11 protein-coding genes are annotated in these 14,496 nt (G+C 65.3%); 5 read left to right on the top strand and 6 right to left on the bottom strand.

Annotation, left to right across the window (positions count from 1 at the left end):
* A partial coding sequence (locus J0L98_RS09140) for a helicase HerA-like domain-containing protein (RefSeq protein ID WP_296411406.1) occupies positions 1-1,204 on the bottom strand: 1,204 nt, incomplete at its 3' end.
* Positions 1,205-1,386: 182 nt separating this feature from the next.
* Here J0L98_RS09140 and J0L98_RS09135 point away from each other — a divergent pair.
* A complete protein-coding gene (locus J0L98_RS09135; protein WP_296411405.1) occupies positions 1,387-2,115 on the top strand; it encodes a YebC/PmpR family DNA-binding transcriptional regulator in 729 nt (242 codons plus the stop codon).
* A gap of 181 nt (positions 2,116-2,296) precedes the next feature.
* On the opposite strand, the gene J0L98_RS09130 is transcribed toward J0L98_RS09135, so the two are convergent.
* Together J0L98_RS09130 and J0L98_RS09125 are read right to left on the bottom strand one after the other, a co-directional pair.
* On the bottom strand, positions 2,297-2,974 hold the full coding sequence (locus tag J0L98_RS09130; RefSeq protein ID WP_296411404.1) for a choice-of-anchor E domain-containing protein: 678 nt from the start codon (positions 2,972-2,974) through the stop codon (positions 2,297-2,299).
* A 329-nt stretch (positions 2,975-3,303) separates the two neighbouring features.
* Positions 3,304-3,942, bottom strand: a complete 639-nt coding sequence (locus J0L98_RS09125) for a choice-of-anchor E domain-containing protein (protein ID WP_296411403.1) — start codon at positions 3,940-3,942, stop codon at positions 3,304-3,306.
* 338 nt (positions 3,943-4,280) lie between these two features.
* Between J0L98_RS09125 and J0L98_RS09120 the strand changes: the two genes are divergently transcribed.
* From J0L98_RS09120 to J0L98_RS09105, 4 genes are all read left to right on the top strand, one after another.
* Positions 4,281-4,706: a PilZ domain-containing protein gene (locus J0L98_RS09120; protein ID WP_296411402.1), complete on the top strand. Its 426-nt coding sequence runs from the start codon at positions 4,281-4,283 to the stop codon at positions 4,704-4,706.
* 346 nt (positions 4,707-5,052) lie between these two features.
* Positions 5,053-6,684 carry an ABC-F family ATPase gene (locus tag J0L98_RS09115; protein WP_296406522.1) on the top strand — a complete coding sequence of 544 codons (1,632 nt, stop codon included), beginning with the start codon at positions 5,053-5,055 and terminating at the stop codon, positions 6,682-6,684.
* A gap of 68 nt (positions 6,685-6,752) precedes the next feature.
* Positions 6,753-7,400 carry a hypothetical protein gene (locus tag J0L98_RS09110; protein WP_296411400.1) on the top strand — a complete coding sequence of 216 codons (648 nt, stop codon included), beginning with the start codon at positions 6,753-6,755 and terminating at the stop codon, positions 7,398-7,400.
* Positions 7,401-7,431: 31 nt separating this feature from the next.
* Positions 7,432-10,410: a response regulator gene (locus tag J0L98_RS09105; protein WP_296411398.1), complete on the top strand. Its 2,979-nt coding sequence runs from the start codon at positions 7,432-7,434 to the stop codon at positions 10,408-10,410.
* A gap of 8 nt (positions 10,411-10,418) precedes the next feature.
* Here the strand turns inward: J0L98_RS09105 and J0L98_RS09100 are convergent, their stop codons facing one another.
* Genes J0L98_RS09100 through J0L98_RS09090 form a run of 3 tightly spaced genes read right to left on the bottom strand, consistent with a single transcriptional unit; the run spans position 10,419 to position 14,478 of the window.
* Positions 10,419-11,291: an alpha/beta fold hydrolase gene (locus J0L98_RS09100; RefSeq protein WP_296411397.1), complete on the bottom strand. Its 873-nt coding sequence runs from the start codon at positions 11,289-11,291 to the stop codon at positions 10,419-10,421.
* A gap of 11 nt (positions 11,292-11,302) precedes the next feature.
* A complete protein-coding gene (locus J0L98_RS09095; RefSeq protein ID WP_296411395.1) occupies positions 11,303-12,922 on the bottom strand; it encodes an NAD(P)/FAD-dependent oxidoreductase in 1,620 nt (539 codons plus the stop codon).
* The gene (locus J0L98_RS09090; protein WP_296411393.1) at positions 12,922-14,478 is read right to left on the bottom strand and encodes a polyamine aminopropyltransferase; all 1,557 of its coding nucleotides are present in this window, start codon (positions 14,476-14,478) and stop codon (positions 12,922-12,924) included. Before J0L98_RS09090 ends, J0L98_RS09095 begins: the two co-directional genes overlap by 1 nt.
* Between the last annotated feature and the right edge of the window lie 18 nt (positions 14,479-14,496).

The following is a 14,496-nucleotide window of genomic DNA, read 5'->3' as shown; positions in this document are numbered from 1 at the left end:
AGCCTTCGATGGCAGCCTTGCGTTCGCTGGGGGTCAGGGGGCCGAGGCGTGAAGCCGGGGCGATGATGGCGGCGCGCTCGACGATATGGGGACGGCCCTTTTCATCGAGGAAGGAGATCAGGGCCTCACCCACGCCGAGCTCGGTGATGACCGTGGCGGCGTCGAACTCGGGGTTGGCGCGCATGGTCTCGGCGGCGGTCTTGACGGCTTTCTGGTCGCGCGGGGTGAAGGCGCGCAGGGCGTGCTGGACGCGGTTGCCGAGCTGGCCGAGGACGGTCTCGGGCACATCCAGCGGGTTCTGGGTGACGAAGTACACGCCGACGCCCTTGGAGCGGATCAGGCGCACCACCTGTTCGATCTTCTCGAGCAGGGCCTTGGGGGCCTCGTTGAAGAGCAGGTGGGCCTCGTCGAAGAAGAACACCAGCTTGGGCTTGTCCACGTCGCCCACCTCCGGCAGTTGCTCGAAGAGCTCGGCGAGCATCCACAGCAGGAAGGTGGAGTACAGCTTGGGGGCGTTGTAGAGCTTGTCCGCGGCCAGGATGTTGATCACCCCGCGGCCGTCGGCGTCGGTCTGCATCAGGTCGGCGATGTCGAGCATGGGCTCGCCGAAGAACTTGTCGCCGCCCTGGGTTTCGATGCCGAGCAGGCCGCGCTGGATGGCGCCGATGGAGGCGGCGGAGATGTTGCCGTACTGGGTGGTGAACTCCTTGGCGTTGTCACCCACGTACTGGATGGTGGCGCGCAGGTCTTTCAGGTCGATGATCAGCAGGCCCTGGTCGTCGGCGATCTTGAAGACCAGCTGGAGCACGCCGGCCTGGGTGTCGTTGAGGTTGAGCAGGCGCGCCAGCAGCAGCGGCCCCATGTCGGAGACGGTGGCCCGCACCGGGTGGCCGGCCTCGCCGAAGACGTCCCAGAACACGGTGGTGTTGGCCCGGGGCGTGAATTCGGTGATGCCCAGGGCGGCCAGACGCTCCTTGAGCTTGGGCGACTCGACCCCCGCTGCGCCGGCACCCGACAGGTCACCCTTCACGTCGGCCATGAAAACGGGGACGCCGATGCTGGCGAAGGCCTCGGCCATCTTCTGCAGGGTGACGGTCTTGCCGGTGCCGGTGGCGCCGGTGATGAGGCCGTGGCGGTTGGCCAGCTGGGGCAGCAGATGGATTTCCTTGTCCTTGGACTTGGCGATGAGCAGCGGCGCGATCATGGGTCTCTCCTGACAGACGGGGCGAAAAAACGGTGAACGGGATTATCGGGCAAGGATCCGCTCCGGGCATGAATTCCGCTGGCGTTCGGGTGAAATTGACGCGGATCCGCCCCGAGGGTGCGCGAAAAACAGGCGACGGGGTAAAATCGCGCCTTTACGTCGCGAAGCAAGGACACAGAATCATGGCGGGTCATTCCAAGTGGGCCAATATCCAGCACCGCAAGGGCCGGCAGGACGAGAAGCGCGGTCGGGTCTTTTCCCGGCTGGCCAAGGAAATCACCGTGGCCGCCCGCATGGGTGGGGGCGATGCCGCCTTCAACCCGCGCCTGCGCCTGGCGGTGGACAAGGCCAAGGCTGTCAACATGCCCGCCGACAACATCGACCGTGCGGTCAAGAAAGGCACCGGCGAGCTGGAAGGCGTGACCTATGAAGAGGCACGCTACGAGGGTTATGGCATTGCCGGCGCCGCGGTGATGGTGGACTGCCTGACTGACAACAAGACCCGCACGGTGGCCGATGTGCGCCACGCCTTCAACAAGTACGGCGGCAACATGGGCACGGATGGCTGCGTGGCCTTCCAGTTCAAGCACTGCGGGCAATTGCTGTTTGCGCCGGGCACCTCGGAAGACGCGCTGATGGAAGCCGCCCTCGAAGCCGGTGCCGATGATGTGGCCACCAACGACGACGGCTCCATCGAGGTGCTGACCGACCCCTACCAGTTCGGCGAGGTGCGCGAAGCCCTCGAGAAGGCCGGCTTCAAGGCCGAATTCGGTGAAGTCACCATGAAGCCCCTCAACGAGACCGAACTCGCCGGTGAAGACGCGACGCGCATGCAAAAGCTGCTCGATGCGCTGGAGTCCCTGGACGATGTGCAGGCGGTGTATACGTCTGCGGCCATGGACGAGGAATGATCTCCGAGGGTGTGAATACATCTGCTGCGCGATCCGATTTCGCCCCTGCGATGCTCACCGTACCCTTGTACGGCTGCGCCTCTCGAGGCGAACTCGAACCGCTCGCTACGATTTCTTCACACCCTCTCCGGCGACAGTCACAAGCGTCCCGACGATGGCCACCGGTGAGGTGGCCATTTTTTCAGGGTGCGGACCGGGTGATCCGGCGGGTTCGGCGGAGACTGGCCAGCAGTCCCATCACCCCCAGTCCGATGAGTGCCACGGTGGCGGGTTCCGATACCGGATAGGGCGTGTAGTCATAGACCACGGTGGCACCACAACCGGCCTGGGTGACCAGACTGAGGCTGACGGCGGTGTTGCCCCCGTCCAGCCGCTTCTCGTCGGAGTTCTCGCAATACAGGGAGAAGCTGCCGCCGCCAGACTGGGAGAACGGGCTGGTCGCCAGGGTATCCAGTACCAGGGACTGGCTGCTGACGATGGGGCCGAAGGTGGAAGTGGTGCCGGGGGCGAGCAGTAGCGGCCCGGTGGATGCTTCGAGCAGCAGCGCGGGCACGAGGGCATCAAGGGCGGCGCTGATGCCCGGCCGCGAGCTGCTGAAATACATCTGGATGCGGGATGTCGCCGTGACATCCTGGCTGCTCCCCGCGTTGTTGGTGAGGGTGAAGCTGCTGCTGCCGGTGCCGAAAAGGGTCAGTCGAACACCCTGCAGGATGCCGATGTTGGCATCGAACAGCGCGAGCAGCCCATCCTGCGAGATCGGCGTCAGGGACTCGGCGTTGCTGAAACTCAGGCTCGCCCCGTGCGCCGGGACGGCCGCGATACCGGCCATCAGGGCCAGTGTCAGAACAGGTTTGATCACGGAGCACCTCATCTTGATTAAGGCATCCTCTCCGGATGCGATGCACGGTCACTTGGGAGGCGGCCGGAGTCGGGAACAGCGATTGACACTGTGGAGGCTAGACGGCCTGAATTCCCAAAGCCTGCATTGTATTTCTCGTTTGAGTTAATTTTGATCTTTTTGAGGAAATTTATCACTTACAAAGGGCGTCGGTTTGCGCTTTGGGTGAAAATGCCGTGTCGGTGGCGCGGGGGTGTCAGGCTGCAAGGCGCGTAAGCAAAAAAAGGCTGCCCTGCGGCAGCCTTTTTTCCATCCTTCCATGTCTCCCGGAGTCCGGGAGACGAAGAGGATTACTTGCGACGACGGATGGCAGCCAGACCCATCATGCCGAGGCCGACCAGCGCCATGGAGGCGGGTTCGGGCACGCGCTGGGTGGTCGGGGTGTAGTCGTAAACGATGGAAGCGCCGCAGCCGGCGGTGGTGGTCTGGCTGGCAGCCACGTTGCCGCCGCCGCCCGTCAGGCCGATACCGCTGAGCGATTCGCAGGTGATGGAGAACTGGCCGCCGCCGCTAACGCTGAACAAGCTGGCCAGCGGGGTCAGGGCGATGGTGTCGGTGTCGGTCAGGGGGCCAAAGGACTGGGGGACGCCGGGGGTCAGGGACACGAAGCCAGTGGTGGCGGAGAGGCTAATCAGCGGGCTCGCGAAGGTCAGACCGGCGAGGTTGCTGGAGAAGAACAGGTCGACCGTGCCGTTAGCACGAACGTTGGCCGATTGCGCGGCGTTGTTGGTAAGGGTGATGGTGGTGGTTTCGGAGCCGGTGAGGGTCAGGGTCACACCGGTCAGGGTGCCCAAGTTGGCATCGAACAGATCAAGGAAGCCGGTCTGGCTGATCTCGGTGGTCTGCTCGGCGTTGCTGAAGGACAGGGCAGCGTTGGCGGAGCCAACGGACAGGGCAGCCAGAACGGCAGCGGCGAGGATCTTTTTCATGAATGAAGCTCCAGTGAGAAATTTGAGAAAAGCAGTGGCAGCTTGGTGATGACGGCGCTGCCTGATGGCTATTCAGCAAGACCCGTGCCCGAATCGGGATTTTTTTTGTAAATCAATGAGTTGCAAACTGTTAAAAAAATCACAGTTAAGGAGTGTCAAATTGGCCGACACCCAAATGTAAATTAATGTTGAATTGACAGTGTTGATTCTGGTTGAATTGCCGGAATGTGCTTCCGGATCAATGGCGGCAGGTTGTTTGTAACGAAAATAGAGATTTATTGTTGTTTTGTCGAATATCCGGAAAGAATATCCGGATTTGTCGTTACTGAGGAGGGCGAATGGCTGAGGATCTGGGGAACGGTGGCGCTGATCACAGGGAGCGGCGGCGGCGTCAGCGCTTTGTGGCGAAGCGTTGGGGGAGTGTCTGCTTCTGGATCGTGATTGATGGGCAGCGTCTCCCGCTGAACGATCTGTCCCTGGAAGGCTTCAGCCTGCCTGCCGGGGTGCCGCCCCTCGGGAGCGGGGCGTTTCCGTTTGTGCTGCAGATTGACGGCGTGCCGGACGAGGTGCGGGGGCTGGCTGAAGGCATGAATTTCGTGCTTGGGGCGGAGGGCGGATTGTTCGGCTGCCGTTTCCTTTCGTTCGAGGGCGAGGGGGCTGCCCGATTGCACGACTGGCTGACGGTTCATGTGATCGCCACGGCGACCATCCGCATCTCCGAGAAGGAGGCGGCGGCGATCGTCACGGGGCCTTCCCTGATCTAGCGCCGTCACCCATCAGGTGGTCGCCTTGATGGCACCAAGGCCTCCGAGGGTGTGAATAAATCTGCTGCGCGACCCGAGTTTGCCCCTGGAATGCTCACCGCACCCTTGTACGGCTGCGCTTCCCCGGGGAGATCTCGAAGCGCTCGCTACGATTTCTTCACACCCGCTCTGTTCATCCGGCTGATCAAGGAGCCGCAGGCGGCTAACTGGGGTTTTACGGTTTAATCTGCCCAGGTGCTTGAAAGATATGATAAATTCTGCATCAGCTTCGCCGGCCACGAGCCGGCGTTTTCCATGATTGATCCGCTTTGCCGTTCCGCTTGCCGGAACCTGAGGAATTCGTGCCGTGCTCATCGCCAACAACATCACCATGCAGTTCGGGGCCAAGCCCCTCTTCGAGAACGTTTCCGTCAAGTTCGGTGACGGCAACCGCTATGGCCTGATCGGTGCCAACGGGGCCGGTAAGTCCACTTTCATGAAGATCCTGGCCGGTGTGCTCGAACCCTCGGCGGGCAACGTGGCCCTCGACAGCGGCGAGCGCATGGCCTTCCTGAAGCAGGATCAGTTCGCCTATGAAGATGTACGGGTGCTCGACGTGGTCATGCAGGGACATACCCAGATGTGGGAATGCATGCAGCAGAAGGACGCCATCTACGCCAACCCGGAGGCCACCGAAGAGGACTACATGAAGGCCGCCGAGCTGGAGGGGCACTTTGCCGAATACGACGGCTACACCGCCGAGGCCCGGGCCGGTGAGCTGCTGCATGGGGTGGGCATCCCCACCGAGCAGCACAATGGCCCGATGCGTGAGGTGGCGCCGGGCTGGAAGCTGCGGGTGCTGCTGGCCCAGGCCCTGTTTGCCAACCCGGACATCCTGCTGCTGGACGAACCCACCAACAACCTCGATATCAACACCATCCGCTGGCTGGAAGATGTGCTCAACGAGCGCAATTCCACCATGATCATCATCTCCCACGATCGCCACTTCCTGAACCAGGTGTGTACCCACATGGCCGATCTGGACTACGGCCGCATCCAGGTGTGGCCCGGTAACTGGGACGACTACATCGAAGCCTCCACCCAGGCCCGCGAGCGCCAGTCCAACGCCAACCAGAAGGCCAAGGAGAAGGTCCAGGAGCTGCAGGAGTTCGTGCGCCGCTTCTCGGCCAACAAGTCCAAGGCCCGCCAGGCCACCAGTCGTGCCAAGCAGATCGAGAAGATCAAGATCGAGGAGTTCAAGCCCTCGAGCCGCCAGTACCCGTGGATCCGCTTCGACTACGACGAGAAGGAAAAGCTGCACCGCCAGGCCGTCGAGATCGAGAACCTCACCTTCGGCTACGATCCGGCCAACCCGATCATCAAGAACTTCACCTTCACCGCCGACGCCAACGACCGTATCGCCATCATCGGCGAAAACGGCATCGGCAAGACAACGCTGCTGAAGCTGCTGGTCGGGCCGGGGCTGCATGGTCTGGCGCCCCAGTTCGGCACGGTCAAGTGGGCCGAGAAGGCCAAACTCGGCTACTACGCCCAGGATCACGCCGATGACTTCGCCAGTGGCGAGAACCTCACCGACTGGATCAGCGGCTATGTGCGTGAAGGCGGTTATGAAGGCGACGACGCCGAGACCCTGATCCGTGGCACTCTCGGCCGCCTGCTGTTCAAGGGCGACGATGTGAAGAAGTCGGTCAAGGTGATCTCCGGAGGCGAGCAGGGCCGCATGCTGTTCGGCAAGCTCATGCTCCAGCGCAAGAACGTGCTGCTGATGGATGAGCCGACCAACCACATGGACATGGAGTCCATCGAATCCCTCAACTCGGGCATTGCCGACTTTAGTGGCACCCTGTTCTTCGTGTCCCATGACCGGGCCTTCGTTTCGTCCATCGCCACCCGCATCCTCGAGATCCGCGGCCCGGGCGACATCGTGGACTATCGCGGCACCTACGAGGAATACCTGTCCAGCCAGGGCATCCAGTAAGCGCCCGGGCGGCCCCGTCAGCGGGGCCGCGCTGATCCGCGCTCCTGGAATGCGGCACCCATGCCACCGTGAAGCCCGTCATCCAGCCCACTCTCGTTGTTCTCACCATCCTGGTGGGGCTGGTGGTGGATCGGCATGGCGGCACCTGGGGGCAGCCGCTGGTCAGCCTGTGGGTGTGGCTGCTTTTCGGTGTGCTGATGTTCCAGGCCGCGGCTTTGCGTCTGCGCCTGCTGGCTTGCCTGCTCATCGCAACAGCAGGTGAACTGGTGCTGTCCCTGGTTTGGGGGCTTTACGACTATCAACTCGGCAACCTGCCTCTGTTCGTGCCGCCGGGGCACGCGCTCCTTTACTGGCTGGGTCTCCAGTGGGCCGGGCGGATGCCCGGACGGGTGATTGCCCTGACGCCGTGGCTGGCCCTGGCGGGCGTCAGCGCCCTGGCCGTGGCCGGTATCGACTGGATGGGGCCGGCCCTTTTGGCCGTGTTCCTGGTCTGCGTATGGCGGGGGCCGTCTCCGCGCCTCTACATCACGATGTTCCTGCTGTCCCTGGCCATGGAGCTGTGGGGCACCTGGCTGGGTAACTGGACCTGGCGTGCAGCCTTGCCAGGGCTGGGCTGGCCGGTGGCCAATCCGCCCCTGGCGGCGGGGGCGTTCTATTGCGTCCTTGATCTGCTGAGTGAATCTGTGTGTCGACGTAAAGCCTGCCACGCAAGCTGAAGCGGCGGTCTGTGTAAGCTGTGGCTTGGCCATGAAACTCAGCAAACTATCCCTGATCTTCTCCGTGGCCCTGTTGCTCATGGTTGCGATCAACGGGGCGATCTCCCTGGTCGTTCTGGGTGCCTTTGATCGGGCCCAGGCGGTTCAGGATGAGCGGGTTGAGGCATTGCGCCTCGTGGGCGAGCTTCGACATGAGATGGATATCCTGGCCCGCCTCGTGCGCAGCTACGTGGTGACACGGGAAAGGCGCTATCTCACTTACTACCACGCGATCCTGGCGATTCGCGAGGGTGAGAAGCCGGCCATCGCGAACGGCAGCGCGGTCCGATATTGGGATCGGGTGATTGCCGGCGAGACCGAATTTGAGCCACCGCTCGAGGGCGCGCGGGTGTCGATGCGTTCACGCATGGTACGCCTGGGGTTTCAGGGGGCCGAGCTGGCCGCCCTGGAGGAGGTGCTGGCCGAGGCGGATGCCCTCAAGCAGATCGAACAAGTGGCCTTTGCGGCGACCCAGGGGCTCTACGATCCGGCGACCCGCGCCCTCGTCTCGGATGGGCAGCCCCACCCGGATCTGGCTGTGAAGCTGGTGCACGGGCGGGATTACGATCTGCAGCATGCCCGCGTCGCAGTGGCCGTCGCCCGCCTGATGGAGCAGGTGGACCAGCGCACGGGGCGTGAGGTGGACGAGGCACGGCAGCATCTGCGCAACTGGATCATTGCAGTGATCGTGGCCATGGCGAGTGCTGCCCTGCTGGTGTTGTTCGGCCTGCGTACCACGCGCAGCAAGGTGCTTCTCCCCCTTGAGGACATGTCGTCGGCGACGGGCCGTCTGGCCCGGGGCCAGTACGACGTGCGCGTGACCGGCGAGGGGGGCGTCGAGGAAGTGCGGGTGTTGCGGGAGGCGTTCAATTCCATGGCCACGGCCATCGAGCGCGACATCCACGAGCGGGAGGATATCGAATCCGCCCTGAAGGAGGCCGGCACCCGGGCGGAGCTGGCGACCCAGGCCAAGTCCATGTTCCTCGCCAACATGAGCCACGAGATCCGTACTCCGCTCAATGCCGTGATCGGCATGGCCGAAGTGATCCTCCATAGCCCGTTGTTGCCGTGGCAGCGGGACTATGCCGAAAAGATCCGCATGGCCGGGCGCAGTCTGCTCGATACGGTCAACGATATCCTCGATTTTTCCAAGATCGAAGCAGGCCGTCTGGAGCTTGAAAGCGTCCCTTTCCGCCTTGAGGAGGTGGTCGCCAACGCCTATCTGCTGGTTGAGCGGACGGCTCTGGAGAAGGGGGTCGAGCTCCTTTTCGAGGCACGGCGGGGCAGTGGCAGCCTGCTTTCCGAAACCCTTGTCGGTGACCCCCTGCGCATCGGCCAGGTGCTGGGCAACCTGCTGTCGAACGCGGTCAAGTTCACGCCCGCCGGACACGTTTCGCTCAGGGTTGATGGGCAGCCTGCGGAGGACGGGCGGCTGATGCTTAGCCTGATCGTCGAGGATACGGGGATTGGCATGCGCCCGGATCAGATCGAACGTCTTTTCGAGGATTTCGTGCAGGCGGATGGTGCAACCACCCGGCAGTACGGGGGGACGGGGCTTGGTCTGGCCATCGTGCGCCGGCTCGTGAACCTGATGGGGGGCGACATCCGCGTACAGAGCGTGCCCAAGCGCGGGAGCGTTTTTCAGGTGCTGCTGCCTCTGGCGTGGGCCGGCGCGGGTGGGGAAGCCGGGGTGGACGAGGCCTGCCGCGCCTTGCGTGTGCTGGTGGCCGATGACTACCCCGAGGCTCGCCTGGCCCTGATTGATCTCCTCAACTTCGCGGGCATCGACAACGTGGATGCGGTGAGTGGTGGTGCTGAAGTGCTGGCGTGCCTCGAGGCGGCCCGGAACGATGGGTTGCCCTATGATCTGCTCTTCCTCGACGGGTCGCTTCCCGATCGGGATGGAGGAGAAATACTGGATCGCCTGCGTGAGCAGCCGGATCTGTCGCCCCGCCATGTCGCCCTCATGTCGATGCCCCGCGCCATCGAGGGTGAGACGCCGGAGATCCATCCGGACGGCCTGTATTTCTGCGACAAGCCGGTGCTCCCGGGGGCCCTGCGTCGCCTCTGTGATGCGGTGCTGGGGCGCGTGGTGGCAAGCTCGGGCAGCAGCGGAGTGGTCACCGGTGCCCTCGACGGCATGCGTGTTCTGCTGGTGGAGGACAATGCCACGGGGCGCGACGTGGCCATCGCCCTGATGGGGCGCTGGGGGGTCGAGGTGGACACGGCCGGGGATGGCCGTGATGCCCTCGGCCAGCTCGCCGCTCAGCCCCCTGATTACTACGCCCTGGTCTTCATGGATCTGCAGATGCCGGTCATGGATGGCTACGAGGCCGTGCGTCAGTTGCGTGCCCAGCCCGCCTACGCCGGTTTGCCCATCTACGCCCTGTCGGCCCACAGCGGCCGCGCCGTGCTGGAGCGCTGTCTGGCCATTGGCATGAATGGCTGCATCAACAAGCCCTACGAGCTGAGTGACCTCTACAAGGTGTTGCGCCAGCATTACCCGGGTGCCCCCGATCTCGCCGATCTGCCCATGGCCGCCGCCAGCTCCGCCGTGCTGACCGGTCTGAACGATATCCCCGGCCTGGATGCGCGTTGTGCGGTCAACGATACCGGCATCAGCCCGACCCTTTACCCGCGCCTTCTGACGAAATTCCGCCTGCAGTTTGCCGACGGCCCGGTGGAGTTGAAGGCGGCCGTGGAGGACAGGGCCTGGGATCAGGTGGCCTACTGCGCCCATACCCTCAAGGGCCGCGCGGGCTTGCTCGGGATGAACGAGGTGTCGGCCCTGGCCGGGCGCCTGGAGACGGCGGCCCATGCCGGTGACAACAGTCGTGCCCGCCTGCTTCTGAAGAGTCTCGAGGAGCACCTTCAGGTCATCGTCAGCGGGCTCGCTCGTATACTTCCGGCAGGTACTTTGACGGACGAAGCCGCGTCTGACGCCAGTCTGGCTTCCGAGAGTCGCGCCTGACGCGCGGCTTACTTGGCCGGCCGGCTGGCGATCTCTTCCATTCTTTGCGACAGCCCTGCCAGGTAGGCCGGGAACTGGTGAATGTCACCATGGCGGGCGCCGTCCACCCGTAGCAGCGCTGCCCGCCCTCCGCTGGCGGCGGCGAGCTGGCGGCCGTGATCAAAGGGAATCAGCTCGTCCGCATCGCCGTGGACGATCAGGATCTGGCTTTTCACTTCGCCGATCAGTTGGTCGGTGCGCAGGGGATATTTCAGCAGCGCCGCCGGGACCAGTGGAAACTGCTCGGTGGCCAGGCGTTCCACACTGGTGTAAGGCGTGACCAGGATCAACAGGGCCGGCGTCACGTCCGCGGCAAGGCGGGTGGCCAGGCCGCTGCCCAGGGAGCGGCCCAGGATCACCACCGGCTTGCCGACGTAGGCTGGCGCCACCCGCGCCCAGGCGGCACGCACGTCGGCGTGGAGTTGTGCCTCGCTGGCGATGCGGCCGGTGCTCTTGCCGAAGCCCCGGTAGTCGAGCATGAAGAGATCAAAACCGAGCTGGCGGTAAAAGGCGATGTTGCGGGTCCAGCTCACCAGGTTGCCTGCATTGCCGTGCAGGTAGAAGACCAGGCCACGGCTGGCCGGCTGGCGGAACAGCAAGGCATTGAGTTCGGCGCCGTCCACCGGGATGCGCAGCTCTTCGAAATCCTGCTCCGGCGGGTAGAGGCCGGCAAAGCTGAAGCCGGCCGGCAGGGGCTCCGGGTGAAAGAGCAGGTCTTCCTGTTTCAGGCCGATGCCGGCGAGGACGACCCCATACATCACCACCGGGGCGGCCAGCAGGCCGATCAGCCAGGGCCGCTTCCGGCGTGCCGGGGGCGGGGTGTGGGCGGGGGACGGTTGCATGGGGATTCCTCCTAGCTGTTGGCGGCCAGCCTGGCGGCGCGCTCACCCCACCAGCTTGCTTCCTCGAAAACCGAATAGCCGGACAGGTCGGCATGGGCGAAAAGCAGTCGCCCGTCCGCCGCCTGCAGGGCGGTCAGCCCCGGGTTGGTCAGACTGCCGCAGCCCGGGATGGCCATGCCGTGGCCGCGCACGGTGATGTGCACGGCGCGGGTGCGGCGCCATAGTTCAAAGGCACCATAGGCCTGTTTCAGATCGACGGCGGCGAGTTCCAGGAGTTCATCCCCGGTCAGGGTCAGTAGCTGTCGCCGGGCTTCGGCGGGCGCCTGGCCGGCCAGCGCGCGGTAAGCGGTGAATACCGTATGGGCCGGTTTGGCGGCCCGCAGCCACTGGTGGGTGGAAACGACCCAGCCCAGGCCCGGACTGCCATGGATCACGTTGTCCCAGGCCAGGGGGGCATCCGGTGGTTCGGCGGGAAAGCCGTCGAGCAGGAAGTTGGCCACCAGCCAGGGCGCCTGGGCGGGCAGGTGCCGGGCCGGGTCGAAACCGTAGTCGCGCAGATGCGGGACGACCCGCGCTGCCACATGCAGGGGCATGGCGCAGATGGCGCGGCGGGCGTGGACCAGGAAGGCGCCGGCGGCGTCCTGGCAGAGAATGCGCACGCCCTCCCGGGTTTCATCCACCTGCAGGGCATGACCGGCCTGCTGCCGGGCAGTCGGCACCCGGGCGCGCAGGCCCCGGGTCAGGAAGGCCAGGCCCTCGGGCCAGGTCAGCACCGTGCCGTCGGCGGCATTGGCCGCGTGCCCGCCGCGGCCGGCGAAATAATGCAGGCCGGCCCAGGCCGACACGTGCTCCGGGCCGGCACCGTATTCGTCCCGGCACACGTAGTCGAGCCAGGTGTGCAGGCTGGGCGCGCTGTAGCCCCGGGCCACCAGCCAGTCGCGAAAGGGCAGGGCATCCAGCTGCCGCCATTCCGCATCCACGGATGAAAGCGCCTTGGGCACGCAGAACAGGCGCAGCCCGTCTCGGCCGCGGCGCCGGGTCAGGTCTGCCATCTCGGCGAGAAAGCGCCGATGCTGCCCGGCTTCCTCGGCGTTGACCTGCTCGGTGGGCAGCAAGCCCTCGTGCCAGGCGCCATCGAAGAACAGGCGCTCGTCCGGAGCATGAACCAGGGCCGTTTCGCTGAAGCGCGGGTGTTCGGAGAAGGGCTCGGCCTTGATCACACCGAGTTCGAAAAGGAGCGCCCGCACGCCCCGGGATTCCATCGAAGGCAGGGGCAGGTAGTGGGCGCCGCAGGGGTGGAGCAGGGGGCCGGAGGGGCTGTCGAAGCGCCCGCCGGCGGCATTGCCATCGGGCTCCGGGCCGTCGAGGAGGAGGAAGTCGTCATGGCCGTCCCGGGCGAGCCGCCATGCCGCCGTGAGCCCGGCCACGCCGCTGCCGAGGATGGCCACGCCGGTGCGCAGCTCGCGGGTGGGGGTGGGCAGGGGCGTGCCATCCCGCAGGCGATGGCCTTCGACAAGGCCGGGTTGGTGCACCCGTACGGGGATGCCCAGGCCCTGCAGGGGGCGGCAGGCCGGCAGGGCCAGTCCGAGCCCGGCGGCCCCGCTGGCCCGCAGAAAGCCGCGTCGCTCCATCAGCGCACCACGTTGCTCCAGTCCTGCTGGAAGTAGTGCACCAGGCGCTGGTCGTTGAGGTGATTGGGATCGACGGGAAGGCGCTGCATGTCGGGGGGAAACTGGAACATCAGCCGGGTGGTTTCCGCGTCCAGGTAGCGGGTGGGCACGCTGTAGGCGGTGGGGGGCGTGTAGCCCGGCTGGCGGGTGGCGAGGTTGAAGCCCCACTCGCCGAAGGAGGGCACGTGGGCATGGTAAGGGTGGGTGTGGAAGCCGGCCTCGCGCAGGGTGGCGTCGATGCACCAGAAACTGCGCGGCGCGAACCACGGGGAGGTGGACTGGACGACCAGCACGCCCCGCGCCGACAGGTGCTTGCCCATCAGGCGGTACATGGGCACGGAGTAGAGTTTGCCAAGGCCGAAACTGGAGGGGTCGGGGAAGTCGGCGATGATCAGGTCGAAGACCTCGCTGTGGGTCTCCAGCCACTGGCCGGCGTCGGCGTTGATGACCGTGACCCGGAGGTTGGACAGGGCCTGCCCGTTGAGCCCGGAGAGGTATTCGTTGCGGGTGAACAGGTCGGTCATGGCCGGGTCCAGGTCCACCAGGGTGACCCGCTCCACCTGGGCATGGCGCAGGACTTCGCGCACCGCCAGGCCGTCGCCGCCGCCCAGCACCAGCACCGAGCGCGCCCAGGGCAGGGTCTGCAGGGCCGGATGCACCAGGGCCTCGTGGTAGCGGTGCTCGTCGCGGCTGGAGAACTGCAGGTTGCCGTTGATGTGCAGGCGCGTGTCGTCCTTCCAGCGGGTCACTGCGATGCGCTGGTAGGGCGTGGTGGTGGCGAAGATCACCTCGTCGCCGAACAGGCCGCGCTCGGCCCAGTGGGTGAGCTTTTCGGAGACCACCAGGCCACCGGCCAGGAAGGCCATCACCAGGGCGCCGCGGGTGAGGCGGCTGCGCAGGCGGGGGATTTCGTGGCGGTAGTACCAGAGCGTCCACAGGGCCACGGCCACGTTGGCCATGCCGAACAGGAAGCCGGTGCGGGACAGGCCCAGCTTGGGCGCCAGCACCAGGGGGAAGAGCAGGGACACCGCCAGGGCGCCCAGGTAGTCGAAGGTCAGCACCCGGCTCACCAGTTCGCTGAAGCTGGCCTGGCGGCTGTGCAGGACGCGCATTACCAGCGGGATCTCCATGCCCACCAGTACGCCGAGAATGAACACCAGCGCGTACAGGGTGGTGCGGAAGGGCGCCGCCATCCAGGCGAAGAGCAGGAACAGCAGGGTGGCCGACACGCCACCGATCAGCCCCACCAGCAGCTCGATGTCGATGAAGCGGGCCAGCACGTCCCGGTCATCCACATACTTCGAGAGGTGGGAGCCGACCCCCATGGCGAACAGGTAGCAGCCGATGATGGACGAGAACTGCAGCACCGAGTCGCCCAGCAGGTAACTCGACAGGGCGCCGGCGATCAGCTCGTAGGCGAGGCCGCAGGAGGCCACGATGAAGACCGAGAGGATCAGCAGGCGGTCGGGCAGGCGGTTCCCGGCGGGGGGCGGGGCGGCATTCTGGGGCGGGTGCATGGCTGCGGACTCTACCCG

It is taken from the genome of Zoogloea sp. (assembly GCF_017302315.1).
Classification (GTDB): Bacteria; Pseudomonadota; Gammaproteobacteria; order Burkholderiales; family Rhodocyclaceae; genus Zoogloea.
This window is presented reverse-complemented; position numbering and strand designations above follow the sequence as displayed.

Coding starts and splice junctions, on each gene's coding strand:
- J0L98_RS09135 (WP_296411405.1), top strand. CDS start 1,387: ATGGCGGGTCATTCCAAGTGGGCCAATATCCAGCACCGCAAGGGCCGG.
- J0L98_RS09105 (WP_296411398.1), top strand. CDS start 7,432: ATGAAACTCAGCAAACTATCCCTGATCTTCTCCGTGGCCCTGTTGCTC.
- J0L98_RS09095 (WP_296411395.1), bottom strand. CDS start 12,922: ATGGAGCGACGCGGCTTTCTGCGGGCCAGCGGGGCCGCCGGGCTCGGA.
- J0L98_RS09090 (WP_296411393.1), bottom strand. CDS start 14,478: ATGCACCCGCCCCAGAATGCCGCCCCGCCCCCCGCCGGGAACCGCCTG.
- J0L98_RS09120 (WP_296411402.1), top strand. CDS start 4,281: ATGGCTGAGGATCTGGGGAACGGTGGCGCTGATCACAGGGAGCGGCGG.
- J0L98_RS09125 (WP_296411403.1), bottom strand. CDS start 3,942: ATGAAAAAGATCCTCGCCGCTGCCGTTCTGGCTGCCCTGTCCGTTGGC.
- J0L98_RS09100 (WP_296411397.1), bottom strand. CDS start 11,291: ATGCAACCGTCCCCCGCCCACACCCCGCCCCCGGCACGCCGGAAGCGG.